A 25636-nucleotide genomic window follows, 5' to 3' on the forward strand; every position below is an offset into this window, starting at 1 on the left:
TTGTTGCCACTTTAGGCTGGTACGCTTTGCTCCCAAGTTTAGCACAGGCCATTTAAAAGCTTAAAAGTTATATTTTTTCCGAACAAAAATGTTTCTTTGTGTCCGATAAAGCAATTGGGCTTTAAAATAATTACGGCAACGGTTTTAACAAACAAGGCTTAATGATCAAGAACCTCAAACGAATTCTTTCAAAATATCTTCCTGTCCATTATTTTCAGTACAGCAGGTCTTACAGCCAAGACGGAGAAGACATGATTTTAAAGGCTCTTTTTGAGCAAAAAAAGAATTATAAAGGTTTTTTTGTGGATGTGGGTGCCCATCATCCCGTTAGGTTTTCCAATACCCAGTACTTTTACAAGCGAGGCTGGCGAGGCATCAACATCGAGCCCACACCAGATGCGATAAAGGCCTTTAGGCTTTTTAGGAAAAGAGATATCAACCTGAACATCGGCATAGGCGAAACCAGGGGAGAATTGAAATTCTACTGCTTCAATGAACCTGCCCTCAACAGCTTTTCTAAAGAAGTTTCAATGCGCGTTGATGCCGAATCGAACAAGTATAAAATCATCAAGGTGCTCGATATCCCTGTATTGCCCCTGGCCGAAGTTTTTGACCAGTACCTGCCTAAAGGTCAAACCATCGATTTTTTGAGCATCGATGTAGAAGGCCTCGATTTTCAGGTATTGCTGTCTAACAATTGGGAGCTTTACAAGCCCAGCGTAATCTTGGTAGAAGAAAACGTTGATGTAGACGCCATCAAAGATTCGAAAATCTATACTTTCCTTAAAGAAAAGGGCTACAGCTTTTTTGCCAAAACGTTGCGTACCTGCGTTTATCGGTTAAACCCTTAATTTTTGAGCAGTTTTTGAAAGGTGCTGATCAGCAATAATGATTTGAGCATCATCAGGCCCTGCTTGCGGGTTTTCGGAATGAGGATAATGAGGAATGTGGATGAAAAATAGGCGATAACGGTTGCAATGGCCGTACCCATCATGCCCATTTTGGGAATCAGGATAAAGTTAAGCACAATGTTGATGACGGCGCCCAATCCGGTGCGCACAAAAGTAAGTTTGTTGTAGCCCTCGGCAATCAGGAACTGGCCGCTGGCTACCCCCAGAAACACAAAAATACTGCCCCAAACATGTACCGAAAGTACTGGTGCGGCCGATGCGTATTCGGGTTTGAAAAATTTGTAGATATAAGGCGCGGCAATGGTGATAAAAATGGCGAAAGCCAGGCTGAGCCACACCATCAGGTCGAAGAGGTTTTGCAGGCGTTTCTGGTAGCGGTCAACATCGTCGCGTTTGGCATTGAGAATGGCCGGAAACAAGGAAGTAACAATAGCTACCGGCATAAAGTTAAGGGCTTCGCTAAAACTGACCACCGTGGCATAGGCCCCCGAAGCCTCGGTACCTTCTTTATGGCCCAGAATCTCTTTAAGCATAATCGAATCGATTTTCATGTAAATAGAAACCATAATGCCCGAAATGATCAATGGCCAGGATAAATGCAATAGGTGTTTGGCCAATTGCCTGTCATAACTCCATTTAAAAATGCTGCGGCCTTTCCGCTGGTAAGTGAAGATATAGCCAAACGAGAGCAACAGGATATCGAAGGTAAAGGCGGCCACAAAATAAAGCAGGCTGGCTTTGCCTACAATGAGCAACAATTTGATGCCGGCCGATAACAGGTTACCCAAAATCTGTACCTGCATGATGTATTTCGACTGTACTTCGCTCTGAAAATAGGAATCGATTACCGTGAACGACTGAAACAAGCCGCTAAACGACAGGATAAAAATGATAAGGTAAGGCACGTCGGAGAGCGGAAAGAGCTGCCAGGCCAAGAAAATGGCCGGAATACAGAGCAATCCCGCAATCGCTTTTAAAGTAAAAGCCGTACCCAATATCTTGTCTCTGTTTTGTGGCGACTGGTGTAGCGTTTTAACAATAAAGCTGTCTAAGCCTAGTCCGGCAATAGAAGCAAACAGAAAGATATAAGAGGTAGAAGTGTTCAGGATACCATTGTTGTACGATAACAGGTAGTTGGCTACTTTTATGCTGATCAGCATCTTGATGGCCGCACTGCCCACCCGGCCAAACATCAATAGCCCTGTATTTTTGAAATACTTTTTCAGGGCTTCCTCGTCAAAACCTTTAATGGCCGGTAGTTTCATAAACGCAAAGATGTGAAAATATTTGGGCTATCTTCAAAATTATGCATGTTGCAGAAAGTTGCGTTCTATGCGTTGCAGCTGTTTTAAATGATGGTTGAGGTGTATTTCGATAAACCTCAACCATTGCCTGGCATTTAAATAGCCCAATCGAGGGTGCTTCGTTTTGATTTTCGGGTTGGCTCCATCAACCTGCGGATAAAGCTTGGCCAGCTGCAATTCAAAATCGGTGATGAACTGTTGGGCATTGGCCAAAGTAATTTTCTTCACCCTATCGGCCATGCGTTTGGGCACCTTGTATCTTTTCCCGGGTGGCAATTGGCCAAAAAACAGCACCAGTTTTACGCCAAGGGCCGTAGGCTTGTTTTCGCCTTCGTTTCTGATGCAGTTGTGCATGGCCATCAACGAAAGCAAACTGGAATCGAAAATATGCGAATACACTTCGCTGTAGCTCCAGCCACCCATGGGCGGGGCTAACTGAAAATTATCCTCCCTAAACGTATGCAGCCTTTGCTGGTAGGCATTGACTAGTTGATTAATGGAGCGGTGTACCCGGGTTAAATTCATGCTTTAATTTAAGCTTTATTGCTGGCGCCTCAAAAAATCGAGCAAGGCATCTTGGTTGCTTTTAAAAGTAAAAACGTCTTTTAGGGTAAAATAGCGTTGAGGATCTGCAATATAAGGATAGGCCAGCTTGGCACAGGCCAGCGCCTTGTCTTCAAACGAATAAAGTTTAAGCAGTTCGGCAAGCTGTGCCGTACTGAGTGCCGAGCTCTGGAAAGTTACCTGTAACAGCTTGGTCTTGTTGTCATCAAAGCTCTCGCGCTTGATCTGGTTTCTTAATTGTTCGAAGGTAACAACATCCATTCCTCGAGCTTGTCGCGATGAAGGATTGTTTTTGATAAAGTTCAAAAATTCGTCTTTGGTATTCATAAAGGTAAACGAATTGGCCAAAGAAAAATATTGCTGCGGATCGCCGATTAACGGCCACAGACTTTTGGCCAGGCTCAATTTTTTGTCGTCGGTGGTAAAACCTTGTAACAAAGTGGCCAGCTGATCGGTATAAAGCCTGTTGTTGGTGGTGTAAGCCAGAATGACGTTTGTTTTGGCATCGTCAAAAGCTTCCTTTTTTACCATGGCTGCAAGGTTTTCGAAATTGGCCACATTGGTATTGCCCGGTCTAGTTGGCGATACGATGCCCGTATTGTAGGCGCCGGCATAATCGTCGAAATCGTCTAAAGCATATTGCCTGTTTCTGTACAGGTTCAGTTCTTTGGTTTGTCTTAGTCCTTGCCTGATCGAATAGCTGAATACGATACGTTCATCTGGTCTGACATTGATTCTGCCACTGTAGATTTTCTTGTTGCCCTGTACAATAGACAAGGTTGGCGAAGCATTGTAGACATCGTAGAACCTAAAACGGCCGTTTGTAGAGCCTACAAATTCATTGTCGAGGTAAACGGTAAAAGCACCTCTGTCTTCAACTTCGATAAAAACTTCGGCTTTGGTGCGGTTGCTTTGCGCAAAAGCCAGCTGCGCACTCCAAAGTGCCAGGGCCAATAAAATAATCTTCTTCATTTGTTTCAGTTTTGTGTGTGTAAGGCCTAGTTCAAAGATTAAACCGAAAATTGTTAAGAAATGTTAAAAATGTTCCAACAGTTCTTCCAGGTGGGCAATTTCCCATTCTACATCTGCCGGCCTGCTTATTTTTAGAGGATTGAAAAAGATGGCCTTCAAACCGAAAGCCTGGGCACCGCGAATATCGGCCTCTAAACTGTCGCCAATCATGATGCTTTCGTCTTTTTGGGCTCCTGCTTTTTGCAGGGCATGTTCAAAAATAGCTTTGTTGGGTTTGTTTACACCCACATCTTCAGAAATAATAACCTGTGTAAAATAGGGGTTCAGTCCCGAAAGCTCCATTTTGGTTAAGGTAGTTTCCTTAAAGCCATTCGAAATGATGTGCAGCTGATATTTGTTTTGCAGGTAAGCCAATACTTTGTTGGCACCGTCGAAAAGATTGGTTTTGGTAGGGCTGATCTTTACATAATCGTCTTCAAACTGTAACGGAACAGCCTCTGGTTTAACACCCAGTTCCAAAAAGGTCGACCTGAAACGTTCCTCGCGCAGAGTTTCCTTGGTAATCTGGCCCAAGTGGTATTGTGCCCAAAGGCGATGGTTGTTTTCGGTGTAGCGGTCAATAAATTCCTGTGCCGAATGGAGGCCCAATGCCCTGAGCTGATACACTTCATAAAGCTCCATCAATGTTTCTTGGGCATTGCGGTCAAAATCCCAAATGGTATGGTCAAGGTCGAAGAAAATATGCTTAATCGGTAATTTCACAGTCGTAAAATTTTGAAGGTTTGAAAACAGGGCGTTACGATGGCAAAGGTAGGATAAAGCAATCGGCTATTAAAGGTAAGGCGCTACTTTTGTTTCGATGGTGGCAATCAGTTCCTCGTCCATGTAGGTGTATTCGTCCGGAATATCGAGCACCACGACAGACTTGCCCGCCAATTCGGCTTCGAAATTTTCGAATAGCCTTTGTTTATGCTTCTTTTCCATCACAAAAATCAAATCGGCCCAATTGATGTGTTTGTAATTGATCTTAATTCTGGCACTTTGCGCCGTGCCTGCCGACCTAACCTGATGCACAGGATGGTTTTGATAAATGGTTTCGGCGGTAGCGCTACGCCATTTGTTGCGGCTGCACACAAAAAGGATGTTCATTCGATAAAAGACTAGCTTTTGATGCCGTAAGCCAAGTCGCCGGCATCGCCAAGACCCGGAACAATATAAGATTTGCTGGTCATTTCGTCGTCTATGGCACCCACCCATAAATCGGCCTTGGGCAAATTGGCGCGCACATGCTTAACGCCTTCTGTACTGGCAATGGCGGCAATGATATGCAATTTCCTGATCTGATAACGATTGATGAGTTCTTTGGCACAAAGTACCATGCTCAGGCCCGTAGCCAACATCGGATCGGCCAGAATCACCACTTTGCCTTCCAGGTCTGGCGCAGAGATGTGTTCCATTTGGATAATGAAATCACCACTCTTTTTGGTTTTGCGATAGGCCGTGATGAAAGCGCAATCGGCACGATCAAAAACGCTTAAAAGACCGTGCTGCATAGGCAAACCGGCTCTCAAAATGGTAGCCAATACGGGTTGGTCTTCTAAAACCGTGCTCTTGGCAGTGCCCAATGGCGTTTGGGTCTGTACTTCCTGATAGGTTAGCGTTTTGCTGATCTCATAAGCAAAAAAAGCACCCAAGCGTTCGAGGTTTTTCCGGAAACGCATCGAATCTTTTTGGATTTGCTCGTCGCGGAGTTCGGCAATAAAAGTATTGGCAATAGAATTAGTTTTGCTCAGGTCGAAAATCATAGGGTAAATATACCAAATTGCAATTTGATTGTTGAAGGGTTAGGCGGTTTAATTGCGAAAGAGAAGCAATTGAGGTTATTGTTGAATTGCCAAAAGGAAACGATTGGGTTGAGTCATTAAGAATATGAAGTGGTTGAGGTATATTGTTGAATTGTTAAATGGTTTGATGACCGGTTGGAACTGAGAATCTATGGTTAAATCGTTAAACGGATTGATTAGTCAACCGAAAACTGCTAACTGAAAACCGCCAATTGATTTAAGCGTTAGCCGCTTGTTTGAGCAGATGTTCGTAAACAGCTTTCCAGCCTTTCCAAGGGCGGGCTTCCGATAGCGATTCATTGTGCCAAAGGCTCGAAAAAGTGCCACCTACCAGTCTGATGTTGGCTATCAGTTCGTCTATTTGTGCCATGGCTTGCTGCGGACTGAGCTTAAGGTACTGTTGCAGGGTAACATCCATTACGGCAAAGGGATGAATTTTAAGGTGTGTTTGCTTTTCCAATTGCAGGTCGTACCAAAAAAACGGCGTGCAGGTTCCGGCCCTAAAACCCACTTGCGACGCATAGCCCATCGAATAGTCGTGGTTAATACCGGCTTTAATCAGCTGCAGGTAGGTTTGGGGCAAATGCACTTTTAAAAAATGCTGACGAGATGAATCTATCTTTTGCCTGCTAATCTGCTCCAGGTTTTGCAGTTCTTCGCTAATCTTGTGCGTTTCGGTGTTGGAGGCATAAGAAGGATGCAATCCAATGCTCGCGTATTGTGCCGTTTCGAAAATCAGGCTTTTGAAAACCTCTTCGTTAGGATCTAGGTTGCTGTCGAAGGCGTTGTTGTTGGATTTGGCCAATAGAAAGAAAAAAATCGGACTTAAGCCATGCTCGGAATGGATTTGTTTCAAATAGTCGTAAGTGTCGAAAGGATCGTTATTGCCGAGCCCGGTTTTGATGATCGACAGCATTTTGTCGGTTTTCAGTTGCCGGGCCGCCTTGAAAAACCGGATGGTATTTTTTAACAAGCCACTCGAACGAAAATGATAGGCACGATCAACGTCGATAGTCGGCACAAAACTGAACTTTCGCTTGGCAAAAACAAGTGATGGAAACCTTTTAAGCAGGATGTTTTTCAGCAGCAAGGCCCAGTTGTCGATAACCGGAACGGCTAATAGCCCAAGTTGATATTGCAGGCTCAGCTCGGCACGGAAACGGCCATGTTCATCGGCCTCGAAAGGGAGGTACTCTTCATATCTGCTCAAAAAATAGAAAGAAGCGGCAAAAACATCGAAAGGCAAAGCGCTATCGGCTACGGCAAAGGGTACCTGTTTATCGCCAAACTCGGTAAGTTCAATAGCAATAGGCACAATGGCATGCTGTTTGAGCAGGGGAGCGCTGGCAAAGAAAAGCTCATCAGCCAAAGGCTCATCGGCATAACTGATTTTAGGCTGTGCACTTGCCAAAAAATCTTGGGCAATGCCCGTAAATTCGAAATCGCAACCCAAAACTTCCCTCAAAACAAAGTTAAATGTGTACTTGATGCGGGGGGTAACCTTCGGACAGTAGATTAACAATTGCATAGTAGGGAGGATTATCATGTTAAGATAAGAACTTCAAAGAAACAATGGAAGTAACAAATAGTTGGGAAGATAAATTTTTGGTAATGGTTTTCCTGTAGATCGTCCATCCCTGAAAACCATGATTTTTGTTTTTTTTTATCGCCTATCAATTTGCTTCTTCGTTAGGAAGCCTAGTATTAAAAAGCTTTTTTCATTGATTTAGAAAGCTGTTTTTTGGTCTTTTTAATACCATTTAACAGTTTTTGGTGATTTTAACCAAATAAATACTAATCGATTAGTTTTGATATTAATTAATTAGTATTATCTTCGTCTTGTTGCTTGCCTGTTTCGGCAGGTGGAGCTTTTTTAGACTTCAGACGTCTATTAGGCTAAGCAACCAAACCAAATCAAAAAGATGAAAAGAATAAAAATACTTCCATTGCGCCCATCAACTACGAATTGTTTCGTAATTTTGATCCTGCTTTCTTTTTTCGGATTAGCGGCGAAAGCCCAAGAAAAACCCAAATTGCAGGGCTTGCTTAAAGACAGCGCCAGCCATGAGCCACTTTCTTTTGTAACCGTCAGTCTTTTAAAAACCGACTCTACAAAGGCTGTTGTTGCCAGTGTCTTATCCGATTCGACCGGCCGATTTGTGCTTCATGCAGATTCGGGCACCTATCTCTTGTCGTTCAATTTGTTCGGTTACCACAAATGGGTTAAGCCCATCAAAGTTAGTCAGCCTAACGCAGGCGATTTAACAGTGTATGTGCTGAAGCCCATGTCTAATCAGCTGAAACAGGTGGTGATAACCGGTCAGAAGCAATTGATTAGCCAAGACAAGGATAAATTGGTTTACAACGTAGAACAAGACGTAGCGGCCAGAGGCGAAAGCCTGACCGAGATCTTCAGGAAAATACCCATGCTCAGCGTTGATGGCGAGGGGAATGTACAGCTGAACGGGCAAACCAATTACAAGGTGCTGCTCAACGGTCGGGAAACGGCCATGTTTGTGGCCAATACCAAAGATGCCTTGCGGGGCTTTCCGGGCGTAGTGGTGTCGAAAATCGAAGTTATTACCAATCCATCGGCCAAATACGATGCCGAGGGTGTTGGCGGCCTCATCAATATCATTACCAAAAAAGGAATTATGGGCTATAACGGGTTTTTGAGTGCCTATTATTCTAACCTCAATTACCAAACCAGTACCAACCTCAGCGTACGCTCAGGCAAGTTTGCCATTACAGGTACGTATTTCTTAAGTGGAAACCACAACAACAAGGCGGGCATAACCAGCGAAACCTTGCCTTTGCAGCCATCCGCGTATCAAAGGAGGTTTTTGGAAGGCGAGCGCATAACCAATCGCTTTTCGAACGACGGAAATCTGGAAATGAGCTATAACATCGATACCCTGCAAACCATTGTGGCTTATGCCAATGTGGGCGGTGGCAACAACAAAAGCAGGTTTACTCAAAATATCACTACCGATTTTGCCAATATGGCTTCACAACATGATTTGTTTACGCAAAATGTAAGAAACAGCATCCCGACTTTTGGGCTAGGCAGTGATTTTATCAAGAAATTTAAAGGCAATGCCAATCGGGAGCTCAGTTTCAGGTTTAACGGGCAGTTTAGCAAAAACGATGGATTGAATACCAGTCTTATGGCCATGGCCAACGGCAACCTGTTTAGGCAAAACGACAGCTACTCCAAAAACAGGGAGTATACTTTGCAAAGCGATTACATCGAGCCGCTTACCCAATCGACGAGGTTAGAAACAGGTGCCAAGTTCATTTTTAGGGATGCCAATGCCAATTACCTGAGCTTGAGCAAAACCCAAGAAAGCGATCCTTTTGAACCCGATTATTCCAATTCGAACAATTTTGCCTACAAGCAGCAGGTGTACAGCGGCTACGGCTCGCTCTCGTTCAGTCTCAACAAGCTCAATTTTAGAACGGGGCTTCGGCTAGAGCACACTACCGTAGATGGCGATTTTTTGAGCTCGCACACCAACGTAAAGCAAAATTATACTTCGCTTATTCCAGATTTTTCGATGAATACCAAACTGAGTGATAAGTATACCTTGGTATTTGGCTATACCAAGCGTTTGCAACGCCCTTACATCAATACGCTTAATCCGTTTGTGAACAATAACGACCCGCTGAATATCTCTTTTGGCAATCCCAATCTCAGCGCACAGACCATCCATTCGCTAGCTCTTCAAAATCGTTTATTGATGGGACCTATTTTCATGTCGCTTATCCTCAATGCATCCTATACCGGCAACATGATTGTACAATACACCACTTTTAACGAAACCAATGGCATTAGCACCACGCAATATGGCAATTTGGGCAAAAACCGGGAGGCAAGCGCAACCTTTACATTTGCGGCCAATCTCCAAAAATTGAGGAGTGGTTTCGGTGGTACCGTTCGTTACAACAAAATTGAAAATACCGCTATGCCAACGCAGCACGAGCAGGGTTTTAGCGGGCAGGTGTATGGATTTTTCTCCTATAGCTTTTATAAGTCGTTATTTTTAAGCGGCAACGGCGGTGTGGGCAAGCCGGCCTATACGTTGATCAACACCGTAAACGCCTTCCCTTACTACCAGGTTAATATTGGTGCCGAGCTGTTCGATAAAAAACTGACCGCTTCGGTTAATTTCAATCGCTTTTTCAACAAATGGTTTACCGCTAAATCCTATACCGAAGATGCTAATTTCCGAACCTTATCTACTACAACTACGCCATATCGGGTCATCTATTTTGGCTTTACCTACAATTTTGGCAAGCTGAAAGAAAACCTGTCGAAGAAAAAAGGCGTAAACAACGATGATTTGATTAATAACTAGGGGCTGGTCCATAGTCCATGGACTATAGTCTATTCGTCTATGGACTATCATCCATGGACCATGGCCTATTCGCTAAAAACTCACGCTCAGTTCGCGGTTGGGGTAATTGTTGCGTGTACTTTTTCTAACGCCCCCTTTTTCTACGTGCAGAATGCTCATCTGATCGTCGAAGAGGTCGTAGAGAATGGTGTTGTTTACGGTTAGCGTATTTAAGGCACTCACGTTGTCGATTTCCAGGTACACGTTGGTGGCTTCGTTATCCTTTTCAAAGCCTACATAGCTAGCTTTTGCAGCTTTGCCATTTAAAATATACTGTAGGTTCAGGTTCATGTATTTCTTGATGAGCTCGTCCATGGCTTTGTGCATGGCTGGCTTTGAAAGATCGGTTTTGGCTTTAAACTGCTTGGCCAAAACGTTTTCGAAATCGTCGGTAAAAATGCGGCAGGTTATTTCCAGGCTTTTCTCTTTCGCGTTGAAATTAATCTCGGTGGTGCTCACGTGCAAAGGATGTTTGTCGCTCTTTTTCAGTCCGGCCGGAAGAAAAAAGAACAAAACAAGTAACAATTTTGAATAGAAGGCCTGCATTTGCAACAATGTTTCGTTTAAATATAAAAAAGAATCTAATTTAGACTCTGAAACAAAGTTAACAAGCTCTTTTGAATAAATCCCTAACATTCTAATGCCCTTAGCCGATTTTCTGTTCTACTTTAAACTAGGCTGGTCGCATATCGTAAGCCTCGATGCGCTAGACCATCAGCTTTTTATCTTGGCCCTGGTGGCGGTTTATACGGCCCGTAATCTTAAGCAGGTGCTGATTTTGGTTACCGCATTTACCATTGGCCATTCGCTTACCCTGTTGCTGAGCGTGTTGGATGTGGTCAGGTTTTCGAGCAAATGGGTAGAATTTCTTATTCCGTGTACCATTTTTATTACTGCGCTGAGCAACCTCTTTAAAAAAGACTTTTCTGCCAAGGCAGTCAATACAAATTATTATCTTGCATTGTTCTTTGGCTTGATCCATGGCATGGGTTTCGCCAATTCGGTGCGGATGATGTTGGCCAAAGACCAAAATATGGGTTGGGGCCTCTTTGGCTTTAACCTGGGTTTGGAAGTAGGGCAGGTGTTTTTTGTAATTATTATTTTGGCCCTTACCTGGTTTGCCTTGTCTTTTTTGAAGATCAAGCGCAGGGAATGGGTTATATTTTTATCGGCAGCCGTATTTAGCCTGGCTTTACAAATGGCTTTAGAAAGAATTCCTAACTAAACTATAGAAGAATGAACAAATTTTACAAAATCTTCTTTTCAATGGCGCTCCTAGGCCAAGCGGCTTTTGCCCAAAACATCTTGAACAATCCGGGTAGCAACCACGGCAACAAGTTCGAGCAGCTGGGCACCATTTTAAATACGCCTAACGAACAGCGTACCGCCAGCGGTGCACCAGGCGTAAAGTATTGGCAGCAACGTGCCGATTACAACATCAAGTGCGAATTGGATGAGAAAAAGCTGACCCTAACCGGTAGTGAAACCATTACTTACCACAACAACTCGCCCGATGTACTGACCTACATCTGGATCCAGTTGGACGAGAACGAGCACAACAATTTGCGCAATGCCAATTACCAGAGCAGTACCAGAATGCCGGCAGGTACTTCAAATGTACAGCTGGAAAAAATGACCACGCCAACAACTCCGGTTGATAATGGTTATGGTATTTCTATTGCCAAGATTACCGATGCTACCGGTAAAAAATTAAACTATACCATCAACAAAACCATGATGCGTATCGAAATCCCGGCTTTAAAATCGGGTCAGCAATACGTGTTCAATATCGATTGGAAATATAAAATAACCGATCGTATTGCAGGTGGTGGTCGTGGAGGCTACGAATTCTTCCCAGAAGACGGCAACTACTTGTTTACCATGACGCAATGGTATCCTCGCCTGTGCGTATACAGCGATTTTCAGGGCTGGCAAAACCACCAGTTTACCGGCAGGGGAGAGTTTGCCTTAACTTTTGGCGATTTTAAAGTACAAATGACTGTGCCGTCTGATCACATTGTGGGCGGTACCGGCGAATGTATCAACTACAGCGCGGTGCTTAGTCCAGCCCAGTTGGCCAGGTACAACAAAGCCAAAACCAGCACTACTGCTCCTGTAGAAGTGGTAACCTTGGCGGAAGCTAAGGCGGCTGAAGCCAAAAAATCGGAAGCCAAAAAAACTTGGGTTTTCCAAGCTAACAATGTCCGTGATTTTGCCTGGACAGCCTCCCGTAAATTTGTTTGGGATGCCATGGCTCAACCTATTGCCGGTCGAAACGTCATGTGCATGAGCTTTTATGGCAAAGAAGCCTATGGTTTGTACAGCAAGTTCTCGACCAGAGCAGTAGCCCATACCATTAAAACTTATTCAGATTTTACCATTCCTTACCCATATCCGGTTGCGCAAAGCGTTGAAGCCGCCAATGGCATGGAATATCCGATGATTTGTTTCAACTATGGTCGTACAGATGCCGACGGGACTTATAGCGAAAGCACCAAAAACGGGATGTTGGGCGTAGTAATCCATGAGGTTGGGCATAATTTCTTCCCAATGATCGTAAACAGCGATGAGCGTCAATGGACCTGGATGGACGAAGGTTTGAACTCTTTTGTAGAATACCTGACCGAAGAACTTTGGGACAATAAATTTCCGAGCAAAAAAGGACCGGCTTATACCATTGTGCCTTACATGAAGTTGCCAAAAGATCAATTGGAGCCAATCATGTCTAATTCGGAGAACATCGTCAACTTTGGACCAAATGCTTATTCTAAACCGGCAACGGCATTGAATATCCTGCGCGAAACCATCATGGGTCGTGAGCTGTTCGATTACGCTTTCAAGGAATATTCGAGAAGATGGGCATTTAAACACCCTACGCCTGCCGATTTGTTCAGAACCATGGAAGATGCCAGTGGCGAAGATCTGGATTGGTTTTGGAGAGGCTGGTTTTTTGGTACCGATGCCTGCGATATCTCATTGGATAGCGTAAGGTATGCCAAAGCAGATTATCCAAGCGGAAATGCACCTGCAGGTGGCCGTATGATGGGTGCCAACAGGGGCAACAGAATCGAAAAACCAGCTGTAAATGCATTCGAAGATATTTCTAAGATCAGAAACCGCGAAGACAACAAGATCAAGTTTTATACCGATAAGGATTTGGCCGCTAGAGATTTCTACTGGAAATACGACAGGGGCTTGGTAGAAATTGATACCACTTTGGCACCTAAAACAGCACAGCCTGCGCGTTTGCCAATGGAAGAATTTACAGCCGAAGAAAAAGCCAAATATGCCAACAAGTTTTTCTATGAACTGAACTTTGGCAACAAAGGAGGCTTGGTGATGCCGATTATCGTAGAGTTTACCTTTAAGGATGGCTCTAAGTTTGTAGATAGGATTCCAGCGCAAATTTGGCGCTTAAACGAGCAAAAAGCTTCTAAATTCTATGTATACGATAAAGAAGTGGCTTCGATTAAACTAGATCCGATGCGCGAAACTGCGGATATCGACGAAAGCAACAACACTTGGGGTTCGGGCGCACAGCCGTCAAAATTCCAGTTGTTTAAAGTAAGATCGGCCAATGCGGCGCCAGCTAGGGGACAATCTGTTGGCTCAAACCCAATGCAACTCGAAAAGAAAAGCAAATAATTGCGTTTAGCAAAGACTAAAAGGCTGTACAAAGAAATTTGTACAGCCTTTTTTATGGGGTTGAATCATTTTCCAATCAGTGTCCTGTGGCCCACAGGACACTGATTGATGTTATTTCTTGAAATGGTCTGTGTGCCATAAACCACAGAGATAAAACCGAAAAGGCTGTACAGAGAAATTTGTACGGCTTTTTTTATGGGGTTGAACCATTTTTGAACCATTAAGGAATTAAGGATTATGAAGATAGGCTTCTGGTTTGATAATTCTAAAGCAAAGGGCGCAGTCGGCGACTTTTCCTCCATTTTGGTCGCTCAAAATGGAAAACCAATGCTGGGGCTGAACCATTAAGGAATTAAGAGTAATGAAGATAAGCTTCTAGTTTGATAACTTTAAACCCAATCCGTGTCCTGTGGCCCACAGGCCACTTTTTGATGTTATTTCTTGAAATGGTCTGTGTGCCATAAACCACAGAGATAGAGATGAAAAAGCTGTACAGAGAAATTTGTACAGCTTTTTTTTGGGTTGAACCATTTTTGAACCATTAAGGAATTAAGAATAATAAAGATATACTTCTAGTTTGAACTTCAAACTGCCAACCGGCAACCGAGAACCGGCAGGCTAGAGTCGCATTATTTTATATTTAGCTAATGCATTAGCTCAAGCCCTAGCAATGACCATTAGATTGCTTCTAATCCGACCTTGTCCTTTGCGGGAGCAGGGTATAGGCCTTCGTACAAACTTTGAAGCAAAGGGCGCAGTCGGCGACTTTTCCTCCATTTTGGTCGCTCAAAATGGAGAACCGATACAGGGCTTGAACCATTAAGGAATTAAGAATAATGAAGATAGGCTTCTGGTTTGATAACTTCAAACTGCCAACTGGCAACCGAGAACTGCCAACTGTCAACTTCATTCCATCTTTAAGCTTTGGTCTTTTCGCTTTAACCTTTATCTAGTATCTTTACTTATAATGAAGTTTAAACTCATCTCAGATTATAAGCCTACCGGCGATCAGCCAGAGGCCATCAAACAATTGGTAGAAGGCGTAAACGCAGCCGAGCATTATCAGACTTTGCTGGGCGTAACCGGATCGGGCAAAACCTTTACGGTAGCCAATGTAATTGAACAGACCCAAAAGCCAACCCTCATCCTGAGCCACAACAAAACTTTGGCGGCCCAGCTTTATGGCGAGTTTAAGCAGTTCTTTCCCGAGAATGCGGTCAACTATTTTGTGTCTTATTACGACTACTATCAGCCAGAGGCTTACATGCCTACCACCAATACCTATATCGAGAAAGATTTGAGCATCAACGAAGAAATCGAGAAGTTGCGTTTGCGCACCACTTCGGCGCTCATGTCGGGTAGGAGAGATGTAATCGTGGTTTCTTCCATCTCGTGCATTTACGGTATGGGAAATCCAGAAGATTTCTCCCGTTCGGTTTTCCGTTTCGGCGTGGGCACAAGAATTAGCCGCAATTCCTTTCTGCATAGCTTGGTCGAGATTTTATACGCTCGTACCATCAACGATTTTAAACGTGGTACTTTTAGGGTAAAAGGCGATACTGTAGATATTTTCCCTGCCTATTTGGACAATGCCTATCGCATTTCGTTCTTTGGCGACGATATTGAAGAACTGTCCATCATCGATCCCATTACCGGAAAAACGCTGGAAAAACTAGAAGACATGGCCATTTATCCAGCCAATCTTTTCGTTACCCCAAAAGACAGGTTCAATGCCTCGATTTGGGGCATTCAGGAAGAACTGGAAGTGCGTAAAAACCAGTTGCTGGCCGATAGGCAATTGCTCGAGGCTAAGCGATTAGAGGAAAGGGTAAACTTCGACATCGAAATGATGAAAGAGTTGGGCTACTGCTCCGGAATTGAAAACTATTCGAGGTTCTTTGATGGCCGCTCGCCAGGCATGAGGCCTTTCTGTTTGTTGGATTATTTCCCAGACGATTACCTGATGGTGATTGACGAGAGCCACGTAACCGTGCCGCAGATCCGCGCCATGTATGGTGGCGACCGTTCGCGCAAGATGTCGCTGGTAGAATACGGTTTTCGCTTACCTTCGGCTTTAGACAACCGTCCTTTAAACTTTGATGAATTTGAGCGTCTGGCGCCACAAACCATTTACGTAAGCGCTACACCGGCCGATTACGAGCTCCAAAAATCGGATGGCGTGGTGATTGAACAGGTCATTAGGCCTACCGGCTTGCTAGATCCAGTTATTGAAGTAAGGCCAGCCATTAATCAGGTAGACGACCTGCTGGACGAAATTGACAAGACCATTAAAATGGGCGATCGTGTTTTGGTAACCACTTTAACCAAACGGATGGCCGAAGAACTGACCAAATACATGGATAGGCTGAACATCAAATGCCGCTACATCCACTCTGAAGTAAAAACCTTAGAAAGGGTAGAAATTTTGAGAGGCTTGCGTTTGGGCGAGTTTGATGTGTTGGTGGGTATCAACCTGTTGCGCGAAGGTTTGGATTTGCCGGAAGTAAGCTTGGTGGCTATTTTGGATGCCGATAAAGAGGGCTTCTTGCGCTCTGATCGGGCTTTGATCCAGACCATTGGTCGTGCGGCACGTAACGATCGTGGCCGTGTAATCATGTATGCCGACAGCGTCACCGAATCGATGGAACGCACCATTGAAGAAACCAACCGCAGGCGTGAAAAACAGGTCAACTACAACTTGGCCAATGGCATTATTCCTAAAACGGTGGGCAAAACCAAAAAAGAGATCATGGAACAAGGCTCTATCCTCAGCATGTCGGCCGAAGGCAACGAGCGCGCCAAAGCCTATGTTGAAGTAGATGAAGTGAGCGTAGCTGCCGATCCGATTGTACAATACATGACCAAGCCCGAAATGCAAAAGGCCATAGACAAAACCCGAAAAGACATGCAGAAAGCAGCAAAAGACATGGATTTCTTGCTGGCTGCCCGTCTGCGCGACGAGATGTTTGCCTTGGAAAAAGTTTTTGAAGAGCGGTTTTCGAAATAGGATTAATCCTTCTTTGCGGCTTTAACTACATAGGTGTCTGTAAGCCTGTCGTGCCAACCCCTAGGCCAAAAGAACGATATGGCGTCGAAAGGAATCAGCCTGGAAAAAGTTCTGCCGATTCTTTGGCCTACAGAGGGCTTTTGGGCTTCATCATCGACAATCATATTGCCCATGATTATCTTTCCAACGGAAGTGTTGAAAATACCTTCGCTGAGGAGGTAATAAAGCGTGGACAAAAAATAAAACGGAAAATATACGCCTTCCTGGTAGTTGAGTAAAGAGCCCAAAAGTGAAGCAAAGTAGTTTTCGCTGCGAATAAACGACCTGATCAAATCATCAAAGCTATCCAGGTAAAGTCCTATCAATAAGGCCAGCATAGCCGTATCAATCAAGCGGTGCAACACCCTGTTCCATTTGCCGACCTGGTCAAAATAGGTATGGCCATCCGTGTTTTCAATGAGTTTGGGTTTAAGCCGATTTTGGAGCAGGATTAAAACATAGATTTTAAAACAAGCAGCTAAATCGTAAAACAAGGAAACGAAATCGAAGTGGACTTTGATAAACAGGCCTTTATTAACAAGTAGGATCTGGTAAATGAAGTAGCTGAACAGTTGATAAAGAATAATCAGCCTGAGCAAAGCTGATTTTTGGTATTTTGACAATATAAATTGTGCTATACCCAGTAATTCGATAAGGAGCGTAGAAGGGTAAATATAGTTCTGCCAAGGGAAGTATCGGGTTGTGCCTGGCTCCAATTTTTCAGTTAAGGTATGGTAGAGCATCACGCCATAGTCTACGGCATCGTATAAAAAAATAAGGACTAAAATAATGGCGATAACCTGATTTCTTTTCATCACGTAAACTTAGTTTTTTTATGAGAATTAATAAATAGGCAATCGCCAATTCAAAGCAATGGCTTGAAGTCAACACAATCGTTTGAGTAACTTTTTAATAGAAGTGGTTGATAGTTAAAGTTTTCTGTTAAAATTGCAATAATCAATCTACCATCATGAAAACATTCAAAACATCAATCCTATTGGGCTTGCTTGCGCTGGCCTGCTTAAATTTAGCTGCACAGGAAATCAGCGTGCCATTGGGTGGCAACGTGTACAGCGCTAACAAATCAGAAAGGAGAGGCAGCATTACCAACAACGGTATCGAACGCTGGACCAACCCATCCGATATTTTTACGGTCTATTTTCGCGTAGGGCAACCTGGAAACTTAGCGGTAGCTTTGGGCGAAGTTAAAACCGAAGGCAAGGCCACTTTGGAGTTTACCATCAACAAATCGAGCAAAACGGTAGACCTTGAGGCCGACAATGCCAGCAACAAAAAAGTTGGCGAATGGAAAATCAAGGATACAGGCTATGTGGCTATCCAAATCAAGGGATTGAGCAAAAATGGCAACGAATTTCCGGCCATTAAAAACCTGCTCCTGAGTGGTACAGCTACGCTTGGAAACGTGGTTTATGTAAAAGGCAACGAAGATGGATTATTTCACTTTGGCCGTCGTGGTCCATCAACCCATTTAAACTACGAACAGCCTAAGGGCGTAGATGCAGAATGGTTTTATAACGAAGTAACCATTCCCGTAGGCGAGGATAAAATGGGCAGCTATTTTATGGCCAATGGCTTTGGCGAAGGCTATTTTGGCATGCAGGTCAACTCGCCAACAGAGCGCCATATCCTGTTTTCGGTGTGGAGCCCTTTTACTACCGATAACCCGAAAGAAATTCCCGAAAGCCACAAAATCAAGCTGATTAAAAAGGGAGAAGGCGTACATGGCGGCGAATTTGGTGGCGAAGGCAGTGGCGGACAGAGCTACCTCAATTACATGTGGAAAGCCGGAAATACCTATAAATTTTTGTTGCGTGTAAGGCCGGTGGCCGATAACTACTCGGAATATACCGCTTACTTTTTTGCGCCCGAACTTAACAAATGGCAGCTGATTGCCTGCTTTCAGCGTCCGCAAACGCAAACCTATGCCAAGCGTCTGTATTCGTTCCTCGAAAACTTTTCGCCAAATATGGGCGATGTGGCCAGAACCGGAACCTACGGCAACCAATGGGTGTGCGATACCCAAGGCAACTGGATAGAAATAGACAAGGCCATGTTCAGCATCGATGCAACCGGACGTAAAAATTACCGCAAGGATTACCAGGGAGGTATACACCAAAACGGAAACTTCTATTTGAAGATAGACGGTTTCTTTAACGATTTTACGCCTTACAAAACCATGCTTACCCGCAAAAAAACAAACAGAAAGCCCGAAATAGACTTCAGTAAGCTGCCTTGATAAATTGGGAGTTTAGCCGATTAAGCCTAAATTTGAACTTAAATAAGCTAGGCTCCCAATTACTAATGAGCCAATGAACTAATTCCCTTTATAATGCAAGGACAGAACAGAAAAGACATTTATCCGGGTTTGGAAGTAGGCATTATCCTGAAAAAAGACCAACGCAACGGCACAGTAACCTACGGCTTTGTGAAGAATATATTAACCTCGGCTGCATTCCATTCGAGGGGGATAAAAGTAAGGCTGGACGACGGGCAGATTGGCCGCGTGGTAGAGATTATTGAAGAATAGCCGATAAGACCAGTTGCAAACAATTGCAGTTGCCAATTGTAATTAAAGTGTAACTATCTTTTTGAAAAGTAACAAAAAAACGCCGACCTCGTCTATATTTGTGTTTAAGGGTTGATGAAATTGCCACAACAGCAATGATTAACTTTTGTTTTTGAATTTTAGATTAGATAAAATGGGTTTGTTAAAATTCCTCTTCATAGCCATCCTCATCCTTTGGATCATTCGCATATTGGTTCGAATGATATTCCCCGTAATGGTAAGAAAAGCCTTCGGAACCATGCCGGGCCAAGGCGATTATGGCCAACAACAACAGCAACAAAGATCAAGAAGACCAGAAGGTTCTATCAGCATAGACTACATGCCTAACAAGAAAGACAAAAAAGGCAACGCCGACAAGTTGGGCGATTTCGTCGACTTTGAAGAAGTGAAGTAGTTTTCAGTTCTTGATTCCTAATTTACTATTGCGATCCCCAAAGGCTTCTGCTTCTGATGTGTCTTAGGTGGTGAAAATTTTATGACTAATGGTTTGCAATTTGATTAATCAGTGAACTAACGAACTTTTGCCTGCGCCACCAAATCGCTTATCGCCACATCGGCTGTTGGGTATTGGAATTTAAAGCCAGAAGCTAACAAAAGGCTGGGCAAAACCCATCGGCTTTTTAAAATCAGCTCGGTTTCGGTTCCAATAAGCCAAGCGCCTAAGCTTAGCATCCACGTTGGGCAAGGTAGTGCCATTGAAATTCCATAAGCTTTTCCCATCAGCCTCATCAATTCACGGTTTTTAATGGGGTTTGGGGCCGTGCAGTTTACTATTCCCTCGATATCGGGATGTGTTAATATCCATTGCGTACTCAAAGCAACATCCTGTTCATGTATCCAGCTCACATATTGCTGTCCATCGCCTTGTTTACCACCTAGGCCAAACCTAACCAAATTCAAAAGCCTTGGAAAAACGCCATCGGTACTTCCTAAAACGATACCCATTCGTAGGGCTACTTTTCTGGTGCCTGGTATAGAAGTCTCGAAAAAACTGGCTTCCCACTTTTTGCATACATCAACAGAAAAACCATAGCCTATTTCGCCGTTAATTTCGTCTTGGGCACAATCTTCGGCATGGCGATAAATCGTAGCAGAGGTAATGTTGATCCAAACCTTCGGCGGATTTTCCAATCGCTCAAGCACCCAATTCAACAAGCGGGTAGGTACTACACGCGAGTTGATAATTTCCTTTTGGTTTTTTGGAGTGTACCTGCAGTTTACATTTTTGCCACAAAGGTTGACCAACAAATCTGCATTTTCCAGGTTTTCTGCCCAGGTTCCTTCGCTTTTGCCATCCCAAACTACGGTTCTGATGTTGGCTTGCTTGGTTTTTGGTTTCCTGGCCAATAGAATAACTTCGTCTGTTAAACTGCTGTAATGCTTGGCCAAAACCTGTCCCAAATAGCCGTTGCCACCAGCGAGGACAACTTTTTTGAACTTTTTCATCGTCAATTAAATTAAAATCCAAACCAAAACAGCTAATCGATAAATAGCCCATGTTAGGCTTAAAGTAAGCCCCAAGTCTAAAATGTGGCTTCTCCTCAAATGTTCTAAAAACATGAGTCCGGCTACTCCTAAAAAGTAAAGAGCACAGACTGTCGCATCAACGGGGACAAAGTTGCTTATCAAAAGCATAGGCAACAGCAAGAGGGCGCCAGCAAATGAAATGGTCATCATATTGCCCAGGTAATCCCAATATTTTTTGGGTTTATAGCAAAGACAAACCAGGCCTTGGAACACCATCTGGCCGCCGCAAATCAAATATTCGCGATAAGCCGTACCCAGTGGCACCAACGGACTTAAGGTTTTGGCATAGGCAGTAAGTACAGCGGCGGTTAATAGCCAGGTCAAAATGAGGTAGGCAATCCTGTAATGCAATTTAAAATCGGGCAAAAGTTCGTTTGGTTTGGCCTTTGCCGGCATAATTATTTTACGGTTGTAAGAAATAAAGGCGTAAACCTTGCTCATTATCCAGCTAAAAGGCCTGAAATTGAATATAGGCCTGAAAACAGGCATGGCATTGCCCAATATCTTAAAGATGCTATAAACGCCATAGCTTACTTCGCCGGTTTGTGTATTGACCAAGGCAATTTCGTTAACCGCTCGCTGGCGATCAACCAAAGGACAAACCGTTGCAGGCATGTTCTGATAAGCTTCCCTGCCGTTTGGGTCCAGCATCTTCGTTTTGATAAAAGCCTTGGTGTAAATGTTGCACATTGGACATTCGGCGTCGTAAAGGAGGAGGTGATTGGCCAGCGTTTTCATTGTTTTTGTTTTTAAGTTTCAGAAAAAATTGAAAGAACTGGGTTAAAAAATAAGCCTTTCGGCCCAACAGTATCTTTCTTTTGATTCGCTAACCAAATGTAGAATGATTTTCTGAACTTTCAAATATTATTGAAAATTAAATTGTCTTTTGGATTGAAGCTATATTTTTATTCACTATCGATTGCCATAGTAAATGAGGGAACAAACAAGGCGAAACACTTTACATCGCGCACTTCCCCAAATTTTTCCTTTTTAATCTGCATCAATTTTCTATTTTTGGGCTTAGTTTAATTTTAAATATAAAACCTTAATGAACAATTGGTTTAAACAGAATGGCCTTCATTTGGCCATCATTGCAATTTTTGCGGTTATTTGTTTCGCGTACTTCAGCCCGGTAATGCAGGGAAAAGTTCCTGTGCAGAACGACGTAGTCCAATCGAAAGCGATGCAAAAGGAGATTATGGAGTACAAGGATAAAGATGGCAAAGGCCCTCTTTGGACCAACCAAATGTTTGGCGGCATGCCTGCTTACCAAATTTGGGTACAGTATGCCTACAACGGCGCTACCTATGGCATAGCCTTAATTACAAAAGCCTTTCCTGATCCGGTAGGAACAGTGCTATTGTTATTGGTAGGTGCTTATTTCTTGTTCGTTACCTTAAAAATCAACCCTTGGCTGGCAGCGGCGGGGGCCATAGCCTTTGCCTTTACCACTTATAATTTTGTGCTTATTGCTGCGGGCCATAGCAATAAAGCCTTGGCCATCGGCTTTTTTGCGCCTATCATAGCCAGTATATTGATCACCTTGCGTGGCAAATATTGGCTGGGTGGCAGCTTAACGGCCTTGTTTTTGGCACTCGAAATCAGGGCCAACCACGTACAGATGACCTATTACCTGTTCTTGGCTATCCTTATTTTTGTGGGCATTGAAATCTATCAGGCCTATAAAAACAAAACATTTCCTGCTTTAGGCAAAGCCATTGGCTTTTTAAGCCTTGCGGTAATATTGGCGGTAATGGTAAACGCAAGTTTGTTGTGGACTACCTCAGAATATGCCAAGGAAACCAATCGTGGCAAGCCTAACCTAACCAGCGATGCGACGGAGAAAAATACAGGCATGTCTAAAAAATACGCCTATAACTGGAGCCAGGGGGTGGGCGAAAGCTTTACCTTCCTCATTCCCGATTTATACGGCGGGGCTTCGAGCATCGACAAAATGATGGAGCCTGAAAGCCATTTTTATAAAGCTTTTGGAGAGAGTTTTTCTCAGTACCCTGAGCAGGACCAACGTCAGATCCTATCATTTTTTGCCCAAAACATGAACCAATACTGGGGCGAAAAGCCAGGTACCTCTGGAGGCTATTATTTTGGTGCCATTGTGTGTTTCTTGTTCGTATTTGGCTTGTTTATCGTAAAAAGCAGGCTCAAATGGTGGACTTTAGCGGTAACCATATTGTTTATGCTCTTGTCTTTTGGCCGAAACTTCCCATGGGTATCAGATATCTTCTTTAACTATTTCCCGCTTTACAACAAGTTTAGGGCTGTAGAATCTATTTTGGCCGTTGTTGGCCTGATGGTGCCGATACTAGCCTTTTTGGCCATTAAGGAAGCGATGGAATCGAAATTAGATCAAAAAGAACTGATCAAAAAGCTGACTTGGTCGGCAGGCATTACCGGTGGCTTTGCCTTAATCGTGGCTGTTTTGCCAACCTTGTTCTTTAGCTTCAAGAGCCAGGTTCACGATGAGCTTGTGGCACATCTAACCCAAGGCCTGCAGAACAATGCCAGTGTTGCACATAGGCTGGCTTCGGCAGTAGTTGAAGACAGGATTTCCATTGCCCGTGCCGATGCTATTCGTTCGTTCTTGTTTATTGCCATTGGTTTTGCCATTGTTTGGGCGTTGCTTACCAAGAAAATGAATACGCAATTGGCCTGTGGCTTATTGGCGCTTGCGGTACTGATCGATATGTGGCAGGTTGATCGTCGTTATCTGAACAATAAAAACTTTGAAAGCGAAAGCGCAGTAAACAATTACTTCCAGCCGCGCGATGTCGATACTTTCATCATGTCTGATAAAGATCCAAACTTTAGGGTGTACGATCAGAGTATAGAAACCTTCCAAAACGCCAGTACTTCGGCTTTCCATAAAACCATTGGTGGCTACCATGCGGCCAAGCTTAAACGTTACGACGAGCTGATTGAGCACCAATTTGGCAAAAGCGTGAACCAGGATGTTTTGGATATGCTCAATGCCAAATATTTTATCTTACAAGATCCGCAGAACGGTTCTTATAAAATGCAGCGTAACAGCACGGCCTTAGGCAACGTATGGATTGTAAAAGGCATCCAGTTTGTAAAAAATGCCGACGAGGAAATGAAAGCCATCAGCAGTTTCGACCCCAAACAAGAAGCTATTGTTGACGAGCAGTACAAAAAACTGGTCGATACCACGCGCTTGGGTGCCGATCCAACGGCGTTCATCAAAATGGAACACTATCATCCAGATCATATCGAATACAGCTATAGCGCGCCTAGAGATATCATTGCCGTATTCTCTGAAATCTATTACGACAAAGGATGGAATATGTATGTAGATGGGGTTGAAAAACCGTATTTCAGGGCAAACTATGTGTTGCGTGCCGCACAATTGCCTGGAGGCAACCACAAGGTAGAATTTAAGTTCGAGCCAAAATCATACTATACCGGCGAGAAGATTTCTCTAGCAGGCTCTATCTTGTTGCTGGCTTTCTTGGGCTTTGGTTTTTATACCGACAACAAAAAGAAGAAAGCGGCTTAATTCCGGCCATTTTAAATAATTTGAAGCCTCTTGCCTAGCAAGGGGCTTTTTTTGTTCGCTTTTGTTGGTATTCTTCTCCGCTTTTGTTGGTGTTCTTCACCAACGGGCTTAAGTTTTTCAACTTGTTAACATTTGTTTGAAATAATACTTTCTTAACATCTTGTTAATCTGTTGCTTGCAATTTTGCAGTCATAAAACTGTATCAAGATGCCTGAACTGTTTCTAATTGTTTGCCTTCTTGTAATCGTAGCCTTTTTCTTTAGTCCCTACGACCTGACTATTGATGAAGAAGAAGATTAAGACAGGCCCCTCCTCAACAACTTGTTATGCCGGTTTGCATGGGCATCGGGCATTTTACCCCCTAAAAATCAGCTTATGGAAAAGAGAGAAGTAGAAATTGCTGTAATTTCTGATGTGCATTTGGGTACCTACGGCTGTCACGCCAAAGAACTGCTCAAGTATTTAAAAAGCATCAAACCCAAAATGATTGTCCTAAATGGCGATATCATCGACATTTGGCAGTTCAGCAAAAGATATTGGCCCGAATCGCACATGAAAGTGTTGCGCAAACTGATGAAGTTTATTGTGGAGGGCGTGCAGGTCTATTATCTTACAGGTAATCATGATGAAATGCTGCGCAAGTTTGCCGATATGCACATGGGTACTTTCCACCTGCAAAATAAACTGGTGCTCGAACTCGACGGCAAGAAGGCCTGGTTTTTTCACGGCGATATTTTCGACGTCACGATGCAGCATTCTAAATGGCTAGCCAAAATGGGGGCCATTGGTTACGACAGCTTAATCCTGATCAACAGCTTTGTAAATTGGTGTCTTACTTTGTTTGGGCGACAAAAAATGAGTTTTTCGCAAAAAATAAAGGCCAAGTTTAAGGATGCCGTAAAATTCATCAACAGCTTTGAACAAACGGCGGCCGAGCTGGCCATAGAAAAAGGCTACGAATATGTGGTTTGCGGGCATATCCACCAGCCCGAAATCAGGGAAATCAGTACCGAAGAGGGTAGTGTTAAATACCTGAACAGTGGCGATTGGGTAGAAAGCCTTACCGCACTGGAATACCATAAAAAGGAATGGAAAATCTTTAAGTTCGAATACAAGGATTTTGAAAAGGACGATGTGGAACAAGGAATCCTATCTGATGGCGAAGACCTGCACAGCAAATTAGACGTGAACACCTTGTTGCAAAAGATCAAGTTAGAAATTGCCTAAAACATAAAATCATCATGATCGCTTCATTTCCATTAAAAACTATAAATACTGCCGAAAAATATAGATATTAGGAGCGG

General features: G+C 43.6%; 21 protein-coding genes. 10 read left to right on the forward strand and 11 right to left on the reverse strand.

The genetic code is table 11. From position 1 onward, the window contains the following. The first annotated feature begins 161 nt into the window (after positions 1 to 161). Positions 162 to 851 carry an FkbM family methyltransferase gene (locus VRU48_RS16910; protein WP_330109098.1) on the forward strand — a complete coding sequence of 230 codons (690 nt, stop codon included), beginning with the start codon at positions 162 to 164 and terminating at the stop codon, positions 849 to 851. On the opposite strand, the gene VRU48_RS16915 is transcribed toward VRU48_RS16910, so the two are convergent. The 7 genes from VRU48_RS16915 to VRU48_RS16945 all read right to left on the reverse strand — a co-directional run bounded on the left by VRU48_RS16915 (position 848) and on the right by VRU48_RS16945 (position 7123). After that, entirely contained in the window at positions 848 to 2176 is a 1329-nt protein-coding gene (locus VRU48_RS16915) for a flippase (protein ID WP_330109099.1), read from the reverse strand. The two genes, VRU48_RS16910 and VRU48_RS16915, sit on opposite strands and share 4 nt — an antisense overlap. A gap of 39 nt (positions 2177 to 2215) precedes the next feature. After that, complete coding sequence (locus tag VRU48_RS16920; protein ID WP_330109100.1) at positions 2216 to 2740, reverse strand: DinB family protein; 525 nt, start codon at positions 2738 to 2740, stop codon at positions 2216 to 2218. A 15-nt stretch (positions 2741 to 2755) separates the two neighbouring features. Beyond that, positions 2756 to 3751 carry a proline and serine-rich protein 1 family protein gene (locus VRU48_RS16925; RefSeq protein WP_330109101.1) on the reverse strand — a complete coding sequence of 332 codons (996 nt, stop codon included), beginning with the start codon at positions 3749 to 3751 and terminating at the stop codon, positions 2756 to 2758. A 63-nt stretch (positions 3752 to 3814) separates the two neighbouring features. Further along, positions 3815 to 4513, reverse strand: coding sequence for a YjjG family noncanonical pyrimidine nucleotidase (locus tag VRU48_RS16930; protein WP_330109102.1), 699 nt, complete (start codon positions 4511 to 4513; stop codon positions 3815 to 3817). 69 nt (positions 4514 to 4582) lie between these two features. Next, positions 4583 to 4900 carry a low molecular weight protein tyrosine phosphatase family protein gene (locus VRU48_RS16935; RefSeq protein WP_330109103.1) on the reverse strand — a complete coding sequence of 106 codons (318 nt, stop codon included), beginning with the start codon at positions 4898 to 4900 and terminating at the stop codon, positions 4583 to 4585. A gap of 11 nt (positions 4901 to 4911) precedes the next feature. Continuing rightward, positions 4912 to 5556: a uracil phosphoribosyltransferase gene (gene upp / locus VRU48_RS16940; RefSeq protein ID WP_330109104.1), complete on the reverse strand. Its 645-nt coding sequence runs from the start codon at positions 5554 to 5556 to the stop codon at positions 4912 to 4914. Positions 5557 to 5812: 256 nt separating this feature from the next. After that, positions 5813 to 7123, reverse strand: coding sequence for a polysaccharide deacetylase family protein (locus VRU48_RS16945; protein WP_330109105.1), 1311 nt, complete (start codon positions 7121 to 7123; stop codon positions 5813 to 5815). A gap of 394 nt (positions 7124 to 7517) precedes the next feature. On the opposite strand from VRU48_RS16945, the gene VRU48_RS16950 reads away from it, so the two are divergent. After that, positions 7518 to 9953: a TonB-dependent receptor gene (locus VRU48_RS16950; protein WP_330109106.1), complete on the forward strand. Its 2436-nt coding sequence runs from the start codon at positions 7518 to 7520 to the stop codon at positions 9951 to 9953. 72 nt (positions 9954 to 10025) lie between these two features. Here VRU48_RS16950 and VRU48_RS16955 read toward each other — a convergent pair whose 3' ends face one another. Continuing rightward, positions 10026 to 10505 carry a DUF6702 family protein gene (locus VRU48_RS16955; protein ID WP_330109107.1) on the reverse strand — a complete coding sequence of 160 codons (480 nt, stop codon included), beginning with the start codon at positions 10503 to 10505 and terminating at the stop codon, positions 10026 to 10028. A 127-nt stretch (positions 10506 to 10632) separates the two neighbouring features. Between VRU48_RS16955 and VRU48_RS16960 the strand changes: the two genes are divergently transcribed. The 3 genes from VRU48_RS16960 (at position 10633) to uvrB (ending at position 16644) form a co-directional block, all read left to right on the forward strand. Beyond that, entirely contained in the window at positions 10633 to 11217 is a 585-nt protein-coding gene (locus VRU48_RS16960) for a HupE/UreJ family protein (RefSeq protein WP_330109108.1), read from the forward strand. Positions 11218 to 11228: 11 nt separating this feature from the next. After that, the gene (locus VRU48_RS16965) at positions 11229 to 13637 is read left to right on the forward strand and encodes a M1 family metallopeptidase (protein WP_330109109.1); all 2409 of its coding nucleotides are present in this window, start codon (positions 11229 to 11231) and stop codon (positions 13635 to 13637) included. Positions 13638 to 14604: 967 nt separating this feature from the next. Next, positions 14605 to 16644, forward strand: coding sequence for an excinuclease ABC subunit UvrB (uvrB, locus tag VRU48_RS16970; RefSeq protein WP_330109110.1), 2040 nt, complete (start codon positions 14605 to 14607; stop codon positions 16642 to 16644). Positions 16645 to 16646: 2 nt separating this feature from the next. On the opposite strand, the gene VRU48_RS16975 is transcribed toward uvrB, so the two are convergent. Next, entirely contained in the window at positions 16647 to 17498 is an 852-nt protein-coding gene (locus tag VRU48_RS16975) for an RDD family protein (protein ID WP_330109111.1), read from the reverse strand. Between the two features lie 155 nt (positions 17499 to 17653). Between VRU48_RS16975 and VRU48_RS16980 the strand changes: the two genes are divergently transcribed. The 3 genes from VRU48_RS16980 (at position 17654) to VRU48_RS16990 (ending at position 19664) form a co-directional block, all read left to right on the forward strand. After that, positions 17654 to 18940, forward strand: coding sequence for a DUF3472 domain-containing protein (locus tag VRU48_RS16980; protein WP_330109112.1), 1287 nt, complete (start codon positions 17654 to 17656; stop codon positions 18938 to 18940). 93 nt (positions 18941 to 19033) lie between these two features. Beyond that, entirely contained in the window at positions 19034 to 19231 is a 198-nt protein-coding gene (locus VRU48_RS16985; protein WP_330109113.1) for a YwbE family protein, read from the forward strand. 151 nt (positions 19232 to 19382) lie between these two features. Continuing rightward, on the forward strand, positions 19383 to 19664 hold the full coding sequence (locus VRU48_RS16990; protein ID WP_330109114.1) for a DUF4834 family protein: 282 nt from the start codon (positions 19383 to 19385) through the stop codon (positions 19662 to 19664). A 116-nt stretch (positions 19665 to 19780) separates the two neighbouring features. Here the strand turns inward: VRU48_RS16990 and VRU48_RS16995 are convergent, their stop codons facing one another. Further along, positions 19781 to 20716: a TIGR01777 family oxidoreductase gene (locus VRU48_RS16995; protein WP_330109115.1), complete on the reverse strand. Its 936-nt coding sequence runs from the start codon at positions 20714 to 20716 to the stop codon at positions 19781 to 19783. A 6-nt stretch (positions 20717 to 20722) separates the two neighbouring features. Continuing rightward, on the reverse strand, positions 20723 to 21535 hold the full coding sequence (locus tag VRU48_RS17000) for a DCC1-like thiol-disulfide oxidoreductase family protein (RefSeq protein WP_330109116.1): 813 nt from the start codon (positions 21533 to 21535) through the stop codon (positions 20723 to 20725). A gap of 310 nt (positions 21536 to 21845) precedes the next feature. On the opposite strand from VRU48_RS17000, the gene VRU48_RS17005 reads away from it, so the two are divergent. Together VRU48_RS17005 and VRU48_RS17010 are read left to right on the forward strand one after the other, a co-directional pair. After that, positions 21846 to 24332, forward strand: a complete 2487-nt coding sequence (locus VRU48_RS17005; RefSeq protein ID WP_330109117.1) for a YfhO family protein — start codon at positions 21846 to 21848, stop codon at positions 24330 to 24332. A gap of 375 nt (positions 24333 to 24707) precedes the next feature. Beyond that, the gene (locus VRU48_RS17010) at positions 24708 to 25559 is read left to right on the forward strand and encodes a UDP-2,3-diacylglucosamine diphosphatase (protein WP_330109118.1); all 852 of its coding nucleotides are present in this window, start codon (positions 24708 to 24710) and stop codon (positions 25557 to 25559) included. Positions 25560 to 25636 lie beyond the last annotated feature (77 nt).

The organism is Pedobacter albus (assembly GCF_036324255.1).
Taxonomy (GTDB): Bacteria; Bacteroidota; Bacteroidia; order Sphingobacteriales; family Sphingobacteriaceae; genus Pedobacter; species Pedobacter albus.

What these genes read in the sequence shown, in the direction of transcription:
- VRU48_RS16910 (WP_330109098.1), top strand. Translation starts at nt 162, where the DNA reads ATGATCAAGAACCTCAAACGAATTCTTTCAAAATATCTTCCTGTCCAT.
- VRU48_RS16915 (WP_330109099.1), bottom strand. Translation starts at nt 2,176, where the DNA reads ATGAAACTACCGGCCATTAAAGGTTTTGACGAGGAAGCCCTGAAAAAG.
- VRU48_RS16920 (WP_330109100.1), bottom strand. Translation starts at nt 2,740, where the DNA reads ATGAATTTAACCCGGGTACACCGCTCCATTAATCAACTAGTCAATGCC.
- VRU48_RS16925 (WP_330109101.1), bottom strand. Translation starts at nt 3,751, where the DNA reads ATGAAGAAGATTATTTTATTGGCCCTGGCACTTTGGAGTGCGCAGCTG.
- VRU48_RS16935 (WP_330109103.1), bottom strand. Translation starts at nt 4,900, where the DNA reads ATGAACATCCTTTTTGTGTGCAGCCGCAACAAATGGCGTAGCGCTACC.
- upp (WP_330109104.1), bottom strand. Translation starts at nt 5,556, where the DNA reads ATGATTTTCGACCTGAGCAAAACTAATTCTATTGCCAATACTTTTATT.
- VRU48_RS16945 (WP_330109105.1), bottom strand. Translation starts at nt 7,123, where the DNA reads ATGCAATTGTTAATCTACTGTCCGAAGGTTACCCCCCGCATCAAGTAC.
- VRU48_RS16950 (WP_330109106.1), top strand. Translation starts at nt 7,518, where the DNA reads ATGAAAAGAATAAAAATACTTCCATTGCGCCCATCAACTACGAATTGT.
- VRU48_RS16960 (WP_330109108.1), top strand. Translation starts at nt 10,633, where the DNA reads ATGCCCTTAGCCGATTTTCTGTTCTACTTTAAACTAGGCTGGTCGCAT.
- VRU48_RS16965 (WP_330109109.1), top strand. Translation starts at nt 11,229, where the DNA reads ATGAACAAATTTTACAAAATCTTCTTTTCAATGGCGCTCCTAGGCCAA.
- uvrB (WP_330109110.1), top strand. Translation starts at nt 14,605, where the DNA reads ATGAAGTTTAAACTCATCTCAGATTATAAGCCTACCGGCGATCAGCCA.
- VRU48_RS16975 (WP_330109111.1), bottom strand. Translation starts at nt 17,498, where the DNA reads ATGAAAAGAAATCAGGTTATCGCCATTATTTTAGTCCTTATTTTTTTA.
- VRU48_RS16980 (WP_330109112.1), top strand. Translation starts at nt 17,654, where the DNA reads ATGAAAACATTCAAAACATCAATCCTATTGGGCTTGCTTGCGCTGGCC.
- VRU48_RS16985 (WP_330109113.1), top strand. Translation starts at nt 19,034, where the DNA reads ATGCAAGGACAGAACAGAAAAGACATTTATCCGGGTTTGGAAGTAGGC.
- VRU48_RS16995 (WP_330109115.1), bottom strand. Translation starts at nt 20,716, where the DNA reads ATGAAAAAGTTCAAAAAAGTTGTCCTCGCTGGTGGCAACGGCTATTTG.
- VRU48_RS17000 (WP_330109116.1), bottom strand. Translation starts at nt 21,535, where the DNA reads ATGAAAACGCTGGCCAATCACCTCCTCCTTTACGACGCCGAATGTCCA.
- VRU48_RS17005 (WP_330109117.1), top strand. Translation starts at nt 21,846, where the DNA reads ATGAACAATTGGTTTAAACAGAATGGCCTTCATTTGGCCATCATTGCA.
- VRU48_RS17010 (WP_330109118.1), top strand. Translation starts at nt 24,708, where the DNA reads ATGGAAAAGAGAGAAGTAGAAATTGCTGTAATTTCTGATGTGCATTTG.